The organism is Porphyromonas loveana (genome assembly GCF_003096695.1).
In the GTDB taxonomy this organism is placed as follows: domain Bacteria; phylum Bacteroidota; class Bacteroidia; order Bacteroidales; family Porphyromonadaceae; genus Porphyromonas; species Porphyromonas loveana.
In genome coordinates this window covers 1-15,612 of sequence record NZ_QEKY01000001.1, presented here as the reverse complement: position 1 = coordinate 15,612, position 15,612 = coordinate 1, and the positions used below count along the sequence as shown (strand labels likewise).

General features: G+C 51.1%; 10 protein-coding genes, 1 tRNA gene and 1 pseudogene. 9 read left to right on the top strand and 3 right to left on the bottom strand.

The features are described 5' to 3' along the window. Positions 1–47: 47 nt before the first annotated feature. Positions 48–1,067, bottom strand: coding sequence for an NAD-dependent epimerase/dehydratase family protein (locus C7382_RS00065; protein WP_116678279.1), 1,020 nt, complete (start codon positions 1,065–1,067; stop codon positions 48–50). A 207-nt stretch (positions 1,068–1,274) separates the two neighbouring features. Next, positions 1,275–1,347 (bottom strand) — tRNA-Lys (locus C7382_RS00060). Positions 1,348–2,033: 686 nt separating this feature from the next. Between C7382_RS00060 and purL the strand changes: the two genes are divergently transcribed. The 9 genes from purL to C7382_RS00010 all read left to right on the top strand — a co-directional run bounded on the left by purL (position 2,034) and on the right by C7382_RS00010 (position 15,399). Then, positions 2,034–5,729 (top strand): phosphoribosylformylglycinamidine synthase, encoded by a 3,696-nt coding sequence (purL, locus tag C7382_RS00055; RefSeq protein ID WP_116678447.1) that lies wholly within the window; start codon positions 2,034–2,036, stop codon positions 5,727–5,729. Between the two features lie 3 nt (positions 5,730–5,732). Further along, positions 5,733–6,860 carry a DNA-processing protein DprA gene (dprA, locus tag C7382_RS00050; RefSeq protein ID WP_116678278.1) on the top strand — a complete coding sequence of 376 codons (1,128 nt, stop codon included), beginning with the start codon at positions 5,733–5,735 and terminating at the stop codon, positions 6,858–6,860. Between the two features lie 2 nt (positions 6,861–6,862). Beyond that, a complete protein-coding gene (locus tag C7382_RS00045) occupies positions 6,863–7,753 on the top strand; it encodes a glycosyltransferase family 2 protein (protein WP_116678277.1) in 891 nt (296 codons plus the stop codon). A gap of 94 nt (positions 7,754–7,847) precedes the next feature. Beyond that, positions 7,848–8,384 (top strand): DUF1697 domain-containing protein, encoded by a 537-nt coding sequence (locus tag C7382_RS00040; protein ID WP_165815096.1) that lies wholly within the window; start codon positions 7,848–7,850, stop codon positions 8,382–8,384. A 189-nt stretch (positions 8,385–8,573) separates the two neighbouring features. Next, on the top strand, positions 8,574–8,843 hold the full coding sequence (locus C7382_RS00035) for a YtxH domain-containing protein (protein WP_116678275.1): 270 nt from the start codon (positions 8,574–8,576) through the stop codon (positions 8,841–8,843). A gap of 251 nt (positions 8,844–9,094) precedes the next feature. Then, complete coding sequence (locus C7382_RS00030) at positions 9,095–9,478, top strand: hypothetical protein (RefSeq protein WP_243405602.1); 384 nt, start codon at positions 9,095–9,097, stop codon at positions 9,476–9,478. A gap of 30 nt (positions 9,479–9,508) precedes the next feature. After that, entirely contained in the window at positions 9,509–9,859 is a 351-nt protein-coding gene (locus C7382_RS00025; RefSeq protein ID WP_116678273.1) for a hypothetical protein, read from the top strand. Positions 9,860–9,947: 88 nt separating this feature from the next. Continuing rightward, positions 9,948–12,185 carry a helix-turn-helix domain-containing protein gene (locus C7382_RS00020; RefSeq protein ID WP_116678272.1) on the top strand — a complete coding sequence of 746 codons (2,238 nt, stop codon included), beginning with the start codon at positions 9,948–9,950 and terminating at the stop codon, positions 12,183–12,185. Positions 12,186–12,987: 802 nt separating this feature from the next. Then, the gene (locus C7382_RS00010; protein ID WP_116678270.1) at positions 12,988–15,399 is read left to right on the top strand and encodes an outer membrane beta-barrel family protein; all 2,412 of its coding nucleotides are present in this window, start codon (positions 12,988–12,990) and stop codon (positions 15,397–15,399) included. Between the two features lie 60 nt (positions 15,400–15,459). On the opposite strand, the pseudogene C7382_RS00005 reads toward C7382_RS00010, so the two are convergent. Then, positions 15,460–15,612: pseudogene (locus C7382_RS00005) on the bottom strand (IS5/IS1182 family transposase); the annotation flags it as partial.

Genomic DNA, 15,612 nt, shown 5'->3' with positions numbered 1-15,612 from the left:
CTCCTCTTGCGGAGACAGCCTTCGTTCATGTTTGGAGACTATTGCGATCAGAAGTAGTACTTCATCTTCGCCTTGTCATTTTCCTTGGCAGCGCGTAGCGGTGCACTCTTGCCCTCCATGCTCTTGAGCTGCATACCGCCGAATATCTTATTGGCAAGCTTCTTGAGGATGGGGTGCTCGGCTTTCAGTTCTCTGAAGTAGTCCTCAATTGTATAGCGACGGAAGTGAAGGATGTCTTCGAGGACATCGCTATCGGCAAAATAACCACCATAGCGATTGCGTGTGGCAAAAGCTTTGTCGGGGAAATCCGGATTGCCCAATCCGAGCAATGAGAACAAACGACGGAGATAGTCTTGGTAAGTGATGCGGCATCCTTCTCCGCCTCCCACATTATATATACGCCCCCAAAGGTAAGTTCGGTGGTCATAAGCATTGACGCAAGCCGATGCCAAATCGCGAATATGCACAGCTTCGAAACGTGTAGCAAGCGGCATAAAGAAAACAGAACTATTGAGAGCTGACGATTCGTGTCCCAAGATGATCCCGGGGCGGTAGATCGTGGATTCGAGAGCAGACTCTTGTACCAATTTTTCTGCCTGCAGCTTGGTCAGCGCATCGTAGTCTCCCATTGAGGGACACGGCATATTGTCGGCACTGATCATAGGCGCTTTGAGCCTGTCGCCGTACACACCTACAGTAGAGATATAGAGGAAGTAAGCATGCGGAGAGAAGCGTTCCAGATTTTCCAGTATGTAACGCGTCCCCATCGTGTTCACATCTTCGGCCAGTCGCAATCTCTTGTCGGCATTAGTCTTGTCGAGAGAGTGACAGTGGATCACAAAGTCTTGTCGCTTGCAAGCCTCCACAGAGTTTTCGGGCACGGAGCAGTCCCCATAATAGATATGGAGGTCTTTTTTATGTCTCTCGAAGAGAGCCATCGTGTGTCCGCGCTTGATATCGAAGACTGAGATCTCGAAGACGGTGCGCATATCGAGGAGTTGCGCCAGAATCTCTCGACCCAGTGTGCTGGCAGCTCCGGTGAGCAGGACTCTTATTCTGTTAGCCATAACGTTTCGGTTGTCAGTAAGAAATTAATATTTTTTGTGACCTCAAATATAACGGATTAGCCCGTAATCTGCAAGTAAAACAGACTATCGGACTCGAAAACAGTGCTAAAAAATTCTAAAACGGTCTTATGCCTGCTATGAATGCGCAGCGGACAAAAAAATGGAGGGCGCACCGCGGAAACGGTACACCCTCATCATCCTTTCGAGTGACCCCGGTGAGGCTCGAACTCACGACCCAATGATTAAGAGTCATTTGCTCTACCAACTGAGCTACGGAGTCGTCATCGTGAAAGGAACCAGTCCTTTCGTTTTTGACGCTGCAAAGATATGCGTTTTTTGTTACGCGCCAAATAAATCAAAAAATATTTGCCGAAAATCTGCCCTTGGGATGCAATTCTCCCCGATCATACCCCATGAGCAAGACAGCTGGTCTCCACCGCTCCATCACAGTGGAGTCTATAGAACAGGGTAGCTCTGTGCGAATATCCTCTCTATAACTTACGTTCGAATGGAATGATAGCCTCTTTCAGGCACCACCTCGTCTAAACGCCCTGTTTTTCGCGCCGGAAACGAAGAGGCTGTGGCGCCAAAATCTAACACAAAGTCGCGCCAGAATTTTTTCGATTTGGCGCATAATATTTTCCGAAATGGCGCCAAAATAAAAAGGAAATGGCGCGAGTTTGCTCACGATTATGGGGCGCAATTCGGCCAACTTTCGGCACGTTTTGGCAGAAACAGCTCGAATCTTGCACTTCAGAGGCTCCCGACGGTGAGTATTTGAAGGGAAAGGTTCTATTCATATATAGGAGAAATCCATGCTTAGCATAGGTTTGCGTATCATCGTGCACCCCTATATTTCTCCATTCGGGCGCTCCCACACAATACGCTGACCCTGCCTTCCTGTTTTTCGTTTATCTTTGTCAGAAGAAGTAATTACTAAGAAGCATTCTATAAAGCACATCCATGATGATTTTGTTCTTTCGTCACCCGTCTGGCTCAGTCTATGCCGTGGAGAGTGAGAAGCTATTCAACGAAGAAGACATACGCCGCCTGGTGTGGCTGTTCGGTGGCGCCGATCCGCTCGACACAGACACCGTAAACGGCTACCACGTAGGGCCACGACGCGAGATGGTGACCCCCTGGAGCACCAACGCTGTAGAGATAACGCAGAATATGAACGTGTCGGGCATCCGTCGCATCGAAGAGTTTTTCCCTGTGAAGGGAGCCGATGCAGCGTTCGACCCCATGCTGCAAGCGCTGTATGAGCGTTTGGATCAGAAAACGTTCGAGGTCGATCGTCGTCCCGAGCCCATCCTCTTCGTGCAAGACATCCGAGCATACAACGATGCAGAGGGCTTGGCGCTGAGCGAAGACGAGATCGTATATCTGGAAGAAGTGTCGGCACGCATTGGCCGGCAACTCACCGACAGCGAACTCTTCGGCTTCTCACAAGTCAACTCGGAACACTGCCGTCACAAGATATTCGGCGGCACATTCATCATCGATGGAGAAGAAAAAGAAAGCTCCCTGTTCAATCTGATCAAACGCACATCGGCCGTCAATCCGAACTTGCTCGTCTCGGCCTACAAGGACAATGTGGCTTTTGTGCAGGGTCCCAAGGTAGAGCAGTTTGCACCTCGCAGCGCCGACGCGCCGGACTACTATCAGACGAAACCCATTGACACGGTGCTTAGTCTCAAAGCCGAGACACATAACTTCCCCACAACGGTCGAGCCGTTCAACGGTGCCGCCACAGGAACGGGCGGTGAGATACGCGACCGAATGGGCGGAGGCAAGAGTAGTATTCCTCTGGCTGGCACTGCCGTCTATATGACTTCGTACGCTCGCACGGACGGGGCAAGAGCTTTTGAAAAGAAATTATCCGAACGCCAATGGCTATACCAGACACCGCGTCAGATCTTGACGAAGGCTTCGAACGGGGCCAGCGACTTCGGTAATAAATTTGGTCAGCCGCTTATCACCGGTTCCGTGCTCACCTTCGAGCATCAGGAGACACCGGGCGACACTTGCTACGGCTATGACAAGGTTATCATGCTCGCCGGTGGTGTGGGCTATGCCAAGCAGGCCGATGCTCTCAAGGGAGAGCCTGTACCCGGAGAGAAGGTGGTTCTTCTCGGTGGAGACAACTACCGAATCGGCATGGGTGGCGGGGCTGTCAGCTCGGTCAACACCGGACAATTTGCCGGCAGCATAGAACTGAATGCCGTGCAGCGTGCCAATCCCGAAATGCAGAAGCGCGTCGAGAACGTGATCAGGGCTATAGCCGAGAGCGACGACAACCCCATCGTTTCCATTCATGACCACGGAGCGGGCGGCCACTTGAACTGCCTGTCCGAACTCGTGGAAGCAACGGGCGGATGCATTGAGATGGATCGCCTCCCCGTAGGAGACCCGACGCTCTCCGCCAAAGAGATAATCGGCAATGAAAGCCAGGAGCGAATGGGCCTTCTAATGCAAGAGAAAGACCTCGAACACATCCGCAAAATAGCAGAGCGCGAGCGTGCTCCCATGTACGTCGTAGGTGAAACCACGGACGATATGCGCTTCGTCTTCCGCAAGGACAACGGCGAGCGCCCCATCGACATGAAGCTCGAAGATATGTTTGGCAAGCCCCCTCGCACGATCATGGAGGACAAGACGGTAGCGCATCAGTACAAAGCTCCGCAATACGATGTGGCACATCTGGACGAATACCTGGAGCAAGTGCTGCGCATGGAAGCCGTTGCCTGCAAGGATTGGCTCACCAACAAGGTGGACCGCTCCGTGACAGGACGCGTAGCTCGCCAGCAATGTCAAGGCGAACTCCAGTTGCCGCTGAGCGACCTCGGAGCCATGGCTCTCGATTTCCGTGGCAAGAGTGGCGTAGCCACCTCTATCGGACATGCTCCGCAAGCCGCATTGGCCGATCCGGCTGCCGGCTCGGTTCTTGCCATCGCTGAGGCACTGACCAATATCGTTTTCGCTCCTCTTCGCGACGGCATTGAAGGCGTGAGCCTTTCTGCCAACTGGATGTGGCCGTGCCGCAACGAGGGTGAAGATGCTCGTCTCTACCAAGCAGTGGAAGCATGTTCGGACTTTGCCGTCGATCTGGGCATCAATATCCCGACGGGTAAGGACTCCCTTTCGATGACGCAGAAGTACGGCGACAAGAAAGTCGTGAGCCCGGGTACTGTTATCATCAGCGCCGCCGGCGAAGTAACCGACGTCCGTCGCATCGTCAGCCCTGTGCTCAGCCGCACAGCAGGCACGTCTCTTTATTATATCGACTTCAGCTTCTGTCCTTTCTCTCTGGGCGGATCGGCTTTCGCACAGAGCCTCGGATTCATCGGCGACGAGGTCCCCTCTGTCAATGATCCTGAGTACTTCCGCGATGCGTTCAACGCCGTACAAGAGTTGATAAGCAAGGGACTGGTTCTTGCCGGACACGACATTTCGGCGGGCGGTATGATCACCGCTTTGCTCGAAATGTGCTTTGCCAATGTAGAAGGAGGTCTGGAAGTGGATCTGGACAAGCTCGTAGAGGATGATCTGATCAAAGTACTCTTCGCAGAAAATCCCGGCATCCTCATTCAGGTGAAAGACCGCAAAGCTGTGGATAAGATCCTGACGGATGCCGGCATTGGTTTCCTCCCGATCGCAAAACCGGTTGCAGAGCGTCACCTCCTCATCCATAAAGACGGAGCGGAGTACCTCTTCGGCATCGACCACAAGCGCGATGTCTGGTACGAATCCTCCTATCTGTTGGATTGTTTCCAGACCGGCAATACCCTCGCAGGGAACCGTTTCGAGAACTACAAGCAGCAACCCGTTCTCTATCACTTCCCCAAGAACTTCACCGGCAAACTAGCTTCAATGGGACTTGATCCCGATCGCAAAGAAAAATCCGGCATACGTGCTGCCATCATCCGCGACAAAGGCACGAATGGAGAGAGGGAAATGGCGTATGCGCTCCACCTCGCCGGCTTCGATGTCAAGGACGTACATCTGACTGACCTCACGAGCGGACGCGAAACATTAGAGGACATTCAGATGATCGCCTTCTGTGGCGGATTCTCCAATTCGGACGTATTCGGCTCCGCCAAGGGTTGGGCCGGAGGTATTCTCTTCAACGAAAAAGCCAAGACTGCTCTGGAACGTTTCTATGCCCGCCCCGACACGCTGAGTTTGGGTATCTGCAACGGCTGCCAGCTCATGGCGGAATTGGAACTACTCTACCCCGATCACGAACTCAAGCACAAGCTCACACACAACGAATCGCACAAGTTCGAGAGCACCTTTGTCACGCTCGAAATACCGCAAAACAACTCCGTCATGCTCGGCAACATGGCCGGCAGCAAGATCGGTGTCTGGTGTGCGCACGGCGAAGGTCGTTTCAGTCTGCCATACGACGAGAAAGCTTATCACGTCATCGCCAAGTACGAATATGACGGCTATCCTGCCAATCCCAACGGATCGCCGCACCGCATAGCGGGTCTCTGTAGCGCAGACGGTCGCCACCTCTCCATGATGCCACACCCCGAGCGGAGCATCTTCCCTTGGCAGTGCGGGTATTACCCCGAGGCATCACGCGATGACCACCAAGTGACTCCGTGGATGCAGGCGTTCCGAAACGCTTACGAGTGGATCGCCAAGCAGCAATAGAACATGACGGTCACACAGCCGTACGTAACTGAGGAGCAGTTGCTTTGCCGCATAGCCCTGACCCTGATCAAAGGGGTGGGGAGCGTGTTGGCGAGGCAACTGCTCCACTTTATGGGATCACCCGAGGCCATCTTTGCCGACAGGAGCGAGCTGGCACGCAAACTGCCACGCGCCTCACATCGTCTGATTGATGCCGTCTTTGCTCCCGCCGTCATGGAAAGAGCGCGCAGAGAACTGGAGCAAATCCGGGCCAAAGGGCTGCAAACCTACTTCATCACCGACGAGAACTATCCGCCGCTCCTCAAAGAATGCGTCGATGCCCCCATCCTTTTCTATTATAAAGGCAACGCCGATCTCTCCCCCGCACGGGCCTTGAGCGTCGTGGGCACGCGTAATATCACCGCCTACGGCCGCTCGGCGACGGAACGGATTATTGCCGACTTGGCTCACGCCATCCCCGATCTGCTCATCGTCAGCGGTCTGGCCTACGGAGTCGATGTCACTGCACACAAAGCAGCCTTAGCAAACGGCTTGCCCACGGTTGGGGTCTTGGCACATGGATTGGATCGGATCTATCCGAGCAGCCATCGCTCTGTCGCGACCGAAATGCTCGCCCATGGCGGCTTACTCACAGACTATCCGACGGGAACAGAGCCGGAGCGCTTCAACTTCGTCGGCCGCAATCGCATCGTCGCCGGACTCTCCCATGCCACACTCGTCATCGAATCGGCCGCCAAGGGCGGTTCGCTTATCACGGCAGAGTTGGCCTCCGATTACAATCGTGACGTGCTGGCACTGCCCGGCCGTGCCACAGATAGCCGTTCGGCGGGGTGCAATACGCTGATACGAGAACAGAAAGCCGCTTTGGTCACATCGGCCGAAGACATTCTCTCCCTTCTCTCTTGGTCATCGACAGCCGAAGCCCAATCGCAAACATTGGCATTCGAACCCGACAATTGGCCTGACACACCCGTGGCCAAACTCCTGCTCCACGCCCAGTCCATTTCCGTCGACGAACTTACTCGCGAGACGGGGTTGAGCATTAACGACGTGTCCGCCCAACTCTTCGATATGGAGCTTGACGGACTCATACGATCGCTGCCCGGAGGTATGTACACGATACAGAAGTAGCCATGCACCACACCATCGCCCTTTCCATCTTGATACCCGTCTTCCGACGAGACTGCCGCCCGCTCCTGGAAGAGCTGCAGGCGCAAGCCAAAAAGTTGTCGGTCGGTTACGAGATCATCCTCGGTGACGACTGTTCGGGCGAACCCTTCACATCGGTCTATGCAACCTATCAGCAAGAAGGCCTGTGTCGGGTCTTCACACCGCATCAGAATATGGGTGCGGGACGGCTCCGCAACGCCTTGGCACAAGAGGCACAAGGCGATCAACTTCTCATCCTCGACTCAGACACCATGCCCGCATCGGCGAATTTCCTGGCCCGCTACCTGCAGCAGGCATCTGCCGACGAAGCCGTTTGCGGTGGATTTATTTATCCCCCCACGCTGGACAATCCCCTGCGCCAACGCTACGGAGAGCGCGTCGAAAGTAAGCCGGCTGTTGAACGGGCCAAGGCTCCCCATGCCGGATTTGTCTCCATGGCCTTCATGATCCCTCGCACCACCATGCTTGCCACAGGCTTCCCTCCCAATATGGGCATGGGCTACGAAGACCTCCTCTTCGGCGAGCATCTGCGACTGGCGGGCGTCGCTTTGCGTCACTTTGACAACCCCGTCGAGCATCACAACTGTGACACGCCCGCCGAATTTCTCTCCACTACGCGTCGCTACATCGACAATCTTCATCGCCATCAAGAGGAGCTTGGCAGTCTTGTGCGACTCGCTCGAGCCTATCGCAAGCTGCATAATTGGCACCTTGCAGACGTAGCAGCTGCTCTATGGCCCCCCCTTCGTCCACTCTTGGAGAGACAACTCACAGGCGCACATCCCTCGCTTCGCCTATTCAATCTCTACAAACTTCTCTATCTCGCCTCTATCTCCTCCCCTCGAAAGGGATAGGAGGTTGATGATGTTCATCTATGGTTTACGGAGAACAACCTCGGCACAAGAGACATTGATAGACGCTTCTAAAAACAACCTGAAGGAAAGAGCAATGACCAGATACATCGTATTGCTGCGGGGCGTGATGCCAACAGGCAAAAATCGCATCCCGAAGATGGCAGACCTCCGAGACATGTTGGAGCGGGAAGGATTCCTCCACGTGCGCACCTATATCCAGAGTGGCAATATCGTCTTGGACACCGATCTTAACGCTCCAGCCCTTTGCGCAAAGGTGAACGCCCTCATCAAGCAGGAGATCGGCCCCGATCTGCCTGTGATCGCACTCACCCCCGAAGAATTGGACAACCTTCTATCCGCCCAACCTTTCGCCGGCGATCTGAACGGGAGCCGCGTTTTTCTCACCTTTTTCATGGGCGAATTGGACAAGGGTACGATGACTTCTTTTGCCGAAAAAACTTGGGGAGAAGACCAATTGGTGCTGACGCCCCGCTGCATCTATATGTATCTGCCAGCAGGGATGAGCCAGTCGAAGCTCAGCAACACCCTTCTGGAGAAAAGTTTCGGCAGGATGATGACCACGCGCAACATCAACACTGCTCGCAAACTCGCTGCCATCGCTGCCGAATGACACCCCCCCGGCCTCTCATAAGTGGACGCTTTACTCTTCCGTTCATTCTCAGCGCAAAAATTGTTTTGTGTCTGAAAAACTCTTATCTTTACGCATGAACAATCGGCGGTGCGCCCCGTCGTTTCGACGAGGTCGGCTCTCAGCCGGAATTGATTCACAAGCAAACAATAAATTTTAGGAGGATTATTTATGAACTCACAGGGAAAATTTTCACTCGGCGTTTTGGTAGGACTGGCTGTCGGTGCTACAGTAGCTTATTTTGCCGACCGCGAGAAGCGCACTCGTTTCGTGGAGGACTTCAACAGCACAGCCGACAAGGTAAAAGACAGCGTAGTAGAAGGCTATTACGAAGCTAAGCATCGCTATCAGAAGTATCGCAGGAAATTGAAAGGTGCCACTGAGGACTTGGTGGAGGAAATGGGTGAGAAGTACGACGAAGCTCTCGACGATCTGCAATAAATAAGTCCGAGGCGTGTAAGCAATCCTCCCCCTCATAAGCGGGTTGCTTACACGCTTTCTTTCTACAAAAGTGTACCGCCCCGAGGGCTTTAGTGGCTTGTCAGCTCTTGGTATACGAGGAGGAGTGTGTCCTTTTCCCGCGTATCGGAGTGCCGAGCTATGGTCTGTTGCGGTGAAATCTTTTGTTCCTTCTCCGAGAAGATCCACCTCTCCATTTTTATCTGATCATATAAGACTGACGCATTATGTTCATGAAACTATTCGACGACATATACAAAATGATAACGCTCCGTCTCGAAGGGGCTGCCTACACAGCCGCAGATGAAGTAGCTCGGCTCATCGCCAAATTAGCATTGGTGGTCTTGTCTGTCCTCATGGCTTTTCTCATCATCCTCTTCCTCAGCGTCGCTTTGGGATTCGGCTTCGGTCGTTGGTTTGGCATCGGAGAGGCGGGAGGCTTCTTTGTCGTATTGGGCATCTATGTAGTCGTGGCGCTCGTCTCACACTTGTGTCGCAACAAGATCAGAGCATTCCTGCACAATATGCTCGCTCGTGAAGTGCTGGAAATAGCCGACCGTCACAAGAGCCGAAAAGCCGACTTCGCAGAGAAGAACAACCAAGAGACTCAACCATAATTATCTACGTACTACGCAACAGGCACTGACATGAACGCATATAATGAACTGAAACGCCGTCGTGACAACTGCAACCGAGAGGCTGAGACGCATCGCAGAAACATCATTCGTCGCGTGGAGCACGTACGCAACAATTACGGTGACATCATCTTCGAAGAGGTAGAAGAGCATCTCCTCTATCCGGGCAGTCTGGGCAATAAAATCCTCCGGCTTATCGTCGGCAGGAAACAGGTGCCTTCGGCCAAACTGCTCACCCCCACGGGACGCCCCACTCTCCACCTTATGGAGCAGCTTACCGACTTCGGTCGTCCGCTTCTGGTCGCTGCCGTTCTCGGATTCTTCAAGAATCGCATCACCCGCCGCTTCCGCAAGCGTCGCTGATCGCTCTCCCGCACTCACACCTCTCGTGCAGAGGATCGTCCCACGCCACCCGATGGCGGCGTGGCCATAGCCCGCGAACACACAACCGATGGACACAAAAGCATACGTACTGGACTTCATCAATCGCACCGACTGCAACCTTTTTCTGACGGGCAATGCCGGTACGGGCAAGACGACTCTCCTCAAACACATCATCGACCACACGCATAAGAACTGCATCGTGGCTGCCCCCACCGGCATCGCAGCCCTCAATGCAGGAGGCGTGACGCTGCACTCTCTTTTACAACTGCCCCCGGGCACATTCATCCCCTACGAACTGCCCAAAGGCAGCTCCGTGGACGCGAGCATCCACACGCCTGCATCCTACTTTCGTCAGAGCCGTCTGCACGCTTCGAAGCGCAAGCTCTTACAGAACATGGAGCTGCTCATCATTGACGAAGTGAGCATGCTCCGAGCCGACACGCTGGACCTGATCGACCTGGTCCTCAGACGCGTCCGCAGCAATCCGCGCCCCTTCGGCGGCGTCCAGATGCTCTTCATCGGCGACCTGATGCAGCTGCCACCCGTCGTCAAAGTTCATGAATGGGAGCGGATGGCGGATGTCTATCCGGGAGTTTTCTTCTTTCATTCGATGGTCATCCGGCAGCATCCACCACTCTATCTGGAGCTGGAGAAGATCTATCGACAGACCGATGCGCGCTTCATGTCGCTGCTCAATCACCTCCGCCACAACCGACTTCCCGCCGAAGACCTCGCCTATCTGACGGAACGCGTGCATCCCGCTTTCGACAGCATCCGACACGAAGGCTTCATCACGCTGACCACGCACAATCACAAGGCCGAGCAGATCAATCGCCGAGCCCTCGCCGCTCTGCCCGCCGAATCACACACTTATAAGGCGGCCGTTAAGGGGGATTTTCCCGAGAATCTCTTCCCCTTGGATCCCGTCTTGGAGCTGAAAGTCGGCGCCCGCGTCATGTTCGTTCGCAACGATACACGCCACCCGCGACGCTATTATAATGGAAAGATCGCCGTCGTCCACGCACTCACGGCCTCCTCCGTAGTTGTCCGACTCGACAGCGGCGAATGCATCGACGTGGAAACACACGAATGGACCAACGTCCGCTACACGGTCAATTCCGAGACAAACGCCCCCGAGCAAGAAGTGATCGGCAGCTTCCGCCTCTTCCCCCTGCGCACGGCCTGGGCTATCACCGTGCACAAGAGCCAGGGACTCACATTCGACCGAGCCGCCATCGACCTCGAGGGCGTCTTCGTCCCCGGCCAAGCCTACGTGGCGCTCTCCCGCATGACGGGCCCCGACGGGATGGTATTGCTCTCGCCTCCGGAGCTGCACGGGCTGGAGACGCCCCAAGAGCTGATAGACTATGCAGCCTCCAAGCAGGACGAAGCAGCACTGCAATCGACCCTCCACGAGCACAGCCGCATCTACCTCCGTCGACAATCGGACGAAGCCTTCGACTGGCAGCAACTCGCAGGGCTATGGCACAAACACAGCATGAGCTATCGGACCGAAAGCGCCCAGAGCACCAAGAGCCACTATGGCGACCGGGCAGCCGAGCAATCGGCATGCATCGACGAGGTAGCGGAGGTAGGAGCGCGCTTCCGTCGGCAGCTCAGCCGGTTGTGGATGCAGCCCGACGAGAACAACGGCCTCCTCAAAGAGCGCATCGACAAGGCTGTCGAATACTTCATGCCACCCCTGACAGCCATCGCGAGCGAACTATCCGCCACCCTTCAGGAAGTGAGCAAGCTGAAAAAAGCGAAGCAGTTTGCCAAAGAATTGGTCGAGCTACAGGACAGTCTGCATGCAGCCGTCCACAAGCTCTTCAGACTCCGCGCCATCTTCGGCGCGCTGGCAGCGGGACAAAATCTCGGCCAAGAGCGGCTCGGTACGGACGAACAAATGTCCCGATGGGTGCAGAGCATCAGTCCGCGCACAGCCGAAGAGCCGACAGCCGACAGTCCGAAAAAAACCAAAGAGAAGAAGAGTCGCGAGAAAAAGAGCACGCACGAAATCACGCTGGAGCTGCTCCATGCAGGCAAGAGTGTAAGCGAAATTGCCGCCGAGCGCCACCTCAGTCCGAGCACCATCGAAAGCCACCTTGCTCTCCTGATAGAAAAAGGACAGCTGTCCCCCGAGCCCTATATTGATCCCACTATCGTGCACGAACTGCGTCCCCACTTCGTCCATCCGTCACGGATATATGAGCTCAAAACCCTCTACGATCGGCTCGAAGGGCGCTACACCTACACCCAGCTGCGCCTCTACCGCGCCTACTTCATCCTACAGGAAAACCATTAGCTTCACAGCACGACAAACGCACGTTCGCTGCCGGCAAGCTCTGCACCTCATTTCCTTGGTCGCCCTTTTATCGCCAAATTCCTCTTCGACCTCCCAAAATCATCCGCGACATCTCCCATCGCTTTCTAATGAGAGAATCAAGCATTCGAGAGCTCATCAACGGCGCTCAATAAGTCCCTTAACCATTTTTCGACTCTTCAACAGCGTGCAAAGCGTTGAAAAACGATTTTTCAGCTCTTCGCACGTTTACAATCGTCTCAATCAACCTTTTTAGAGCCTTCGCAGGCTTACAAAGAGTCAAATCATCGTTTTTTAGGTCTTCGTACACATTCGAAGAGCTGAAAAATCGTTTTTCTACTCATCGTACACCTGCGAAGGGAGAATAAACTCTTTTGGAGACATCGCTCACTTAGAAACCCCAGATCAATTTTTTTCATGGTCTCGTCCGCGGTATACAAAAACTTTTTCCGTCTCCACCAATCATTTTGAACACCAAACGCATTCTGCCCCATTGAAAGCAAAAGAGAGCTCTTTCAACTCGGGGTAACTCTCTTTGAATGTGCTAATTTGTTCAAGTTTTATCGTCGTTATTATGCAAGCAAAAAGCTCAAAATCAATCATTTTACATTGTAAAACGAGAGGAAATGAGAAAAAAATGAACCTTTTTAAAGAAAAACATTTAGGAAAATTGGTGTATTGAAATAATTTGCGTACCATTGTGTCATAATTACAGGACATAACTACGTTTACAGTTATGCACTTTAATTTGGCAACGTACAAAACAAATTCTTAGTTGCAAATTATGAAACTTTATAGGAGAGGTATTTATTGCTTGTTGAGTATTGTTCTATTCGCTCTATCTGTTAATGCCCAAGAGCATCAATCACTACGAGGACGAGTTCTTGACAATGATGGAGAGACTATTGTAGGAGCTGTTGTTTCTTGTATCGAATTGCCAGATAGCACTGTTGTCGGTTACTGCGTAACAAGCGTAGATGGTGTATTCCAATTTTCAGGATTGAAAGAAGCCTATGAGAAGTACTTGCTTGAAGTGTCACTCATTGGATATGAGAAAGCTTATATGAAACCCATATCTGAAGAGATCGTTATTACACTCAAGGAGTCTGCCATAGCATTAGAAGAGGTTGTTGTTACAGCATCAGCACCGCGATTAAAGCAAAAACCGGGTAAGTTTATATACAAACCTCGTCTTTCTGAAGTCGGGGATATTGATAGTTATGACATACTGCGTTACACTCCATTAATAACATTAGAAAATAACTCCGTTTGCATATTGGGTAAGGGTATATCTACTATATACATTAACGGCAGAAAACCAATAATGGACAATACCTCGTTGATGGAGATGTTGCGCTCTACACCTGCCAATCAGATTGAGAATATTGAGATTATTATGTCTCCCAACAGCTCTTATAGGGCATCAACCACCGGAGGTATTGTAAATATTGTAATGAAGAAGAATCCTAATCAAGGATTAACAGGAAGTGCGAGTGTAAGCGGTGTTTGCCTCGGGGAAAGAGTATCTCCAAGAGCGACCTTCTATTTGGGTTATTCAAAGAATAAGTTGAATGCTTCGGCAAACTTAAGCTATCTCTATAATGATTCGCAAAATGAAACCGACGCAACATATAACTACGCAGATACCTTTACGGATATTCTTAACTCAACAATACAAGAAACATCCGGTCACTTTTTGAATGGCAATATCAATATTACCTATGACTTTACCAAACGAAGTACTGTGGGTGCATCATTCCATATAGGAGGCTCGGAAAGTAACAGCAATTCGACAACAAAAAGTTCAAATTATCTCAATGGCATATTGGATAAGTCCTCAATATCAGTCAATGAAACAGACAATCCATTCCAGAGACCTAAGATAGGTGTTGTGGCATACTATAATCTCAAAATGGATAATAACGGCAGCAATCTTGATCTAAGTGCAAACTATTCCTCCTCAATAAACACTTCGTTGGGAAAAATGGAGTATGCAAATGCTACTAATAGAAACAATCTTATTCCATATTCTCTATTCCAGCAAAATAGCACTGTCGATAGTTATGGGTATGAATTTAAGGGATATTACAGCCATTATTTTGATAATGACAACAATCTTACAGCTGGATATGATTTCAATGCCTCACATCTGTCGAACGATTTTATCCGTAATGATTTTGACGGCAGTGGGTATATCCCCAATGAAGCCCATAGCAATCATTTTATTTATGAAGAAAAAGTCAATGCTTTATACATTACATACGACAAAAAGTGGAGTGATGTATTAAGTACCACATTGGGTGTACGAGCAGAAAATACTAATATCCATGGCCATCAAATTACCTCCGATGAGAAGTTTCGTCGAAATTATTGGAATTTCTTTCCGAAGTTAAGTGTCTTAGTGGATTTGGCAGATGGCGATCATAGCCTTGCATTAGATTTATCTCGTTCAATAGTAAGGCCATTCTATAATGACCTTAATCCATTCAAGATATGGAACTCAGAAAACACCTATACAATGGGTAATATCTATATCAAACCCATGATCTACAATGGTGTAGATTTGAGCTACTCATTTTGTGGTGATTACATTATCGGTGCTTCTTATAACTATGGTTCCGATACTTTTAGCGAATACACTTATTCGGCAGAGGATAATACTACGGTTAGTAGTGTGGCGAATTTTGGTCACGAACAGGAGTTGTCTCTGTATTTCAATATGGATAAAATTTTCTTCAAAGGTTTTTGGCGAATGTCATTCAGCGCAGGTACTGACTATGATATAACCACGGGACATATAGATGGCAAAGATGTTGGCTACAAAACATGGATGAGCACCGCCGGTATTCGTAATGTATTCAAAATTTCACCAAAGAGAAGCATTAGTGCTACTATGAGCTACAACTACTATACACCATCACGGGGAGTCTTGAAAATAGGACGACACAAACATTTGCTCAATGTATCCTTGAGTAAGGACTTTAAGTTCGGAGGCACTTTAAGCATCCATGCTCTTAATTTACTTAATTACAAGCCATCATATCACTATAATACTGATACCTATTCGTATAATATCATTCCTAAAACGAATAATACATCTATTCAGGTAAGATTTACATACAAATTTGGCCAGAGCCGTGTTCGTGGAGCCAAAGATCGTTCTGAAACAAACCATCTGGAGCGATTTAAGAAATAATACTTAGAATTGGAGTAAGCTGAAAAGCCATTAAGTGAGTAGGCCTTAATTAGTCATCCCTTAAAAAGCATTGGCAAGTGAGAAGTCATTCATCGATGGTCTCTCGCTTAGCTTTTCGCTTATTATTTTGAGCAGGTGCAAAAGAGCCTTCATGGCTCTTTTGAAGTTGTAAGCAGCAGCTGCCAATAGGATGTTCACAGCATCCCCTGCCAC

Excerpts from the sequence above, each read along its gene's own strand:
- C7382_RS00065 (WP_116678279.1), bottom strand. The coding sequence starts at position 1,067 with ATGGCTAACAGAATAAGAGTCCTGCTCACCGGAGCTGCCAGCACACTG.
- purL (WP_116678447.1), top strand. The coding sequence starts at position 2,034 with ATGATTTTGTTCTTTCGTCACCCGTCTGGCTCAGTCTATGCCGTGGAG.
- dprA (WP_116678278.1), top strand. The coding sequence starts at position 5,733 with ATGACGGTCACACAGCCGTACGTAACTGAGGAGCAGTTGCTTTGCCGC.
- C7382_RS00045 (WP_116678277.1), top strand. The coding sequence starts at position 6,863 with ATGCACCACACCATCGCCCTTTCCATCTTGATACCCGTCTTCCGACGA.
- C7382_RS00040 (WP_165815096.1), top strand. The coding sequence starts at position 7,848 with ATGACCAGATACATCGTATTGCTGCGGGGCGTGATGCCAACAGGCAAA.
- C7382_RS00035 (WP_116678275.1), top strand. The coding sequence starts at position 8,574 with ATGAACTCACAGGGAAAATTTTCACTCGGCGTTTTGGTAGGACTGGCT.
- C7382_RS00030 (WP_243405602.1), top strand. The coding sequence starts at position 9,095 with ATGAAACTATTCGACGACATATACAAAATGATAACGCTCCGTCTCGAA.
- C7382_RS00025 (WP_116678273.1), top strand. The coding sequence starts at position 9,509 with ATGAACGCATATAATGAACTGAAACGCCGTCGTGACAACTGCAACCGA.
- C7382_RS00020 (WP_116678272.1), top strand. The coding sequence starts at position 9,948 with ATGGACACAAAAGCATACGTACTGGACTTCATCAATCGCACCGACTGC.
- C7382_RS00010 (WP_116678270.1), top strand. The coding sequence starts at position 12,988 with ATGAAACTTTATAGGAGAGGTATTTATTGCTTGTTGAGTATTGTTCTA.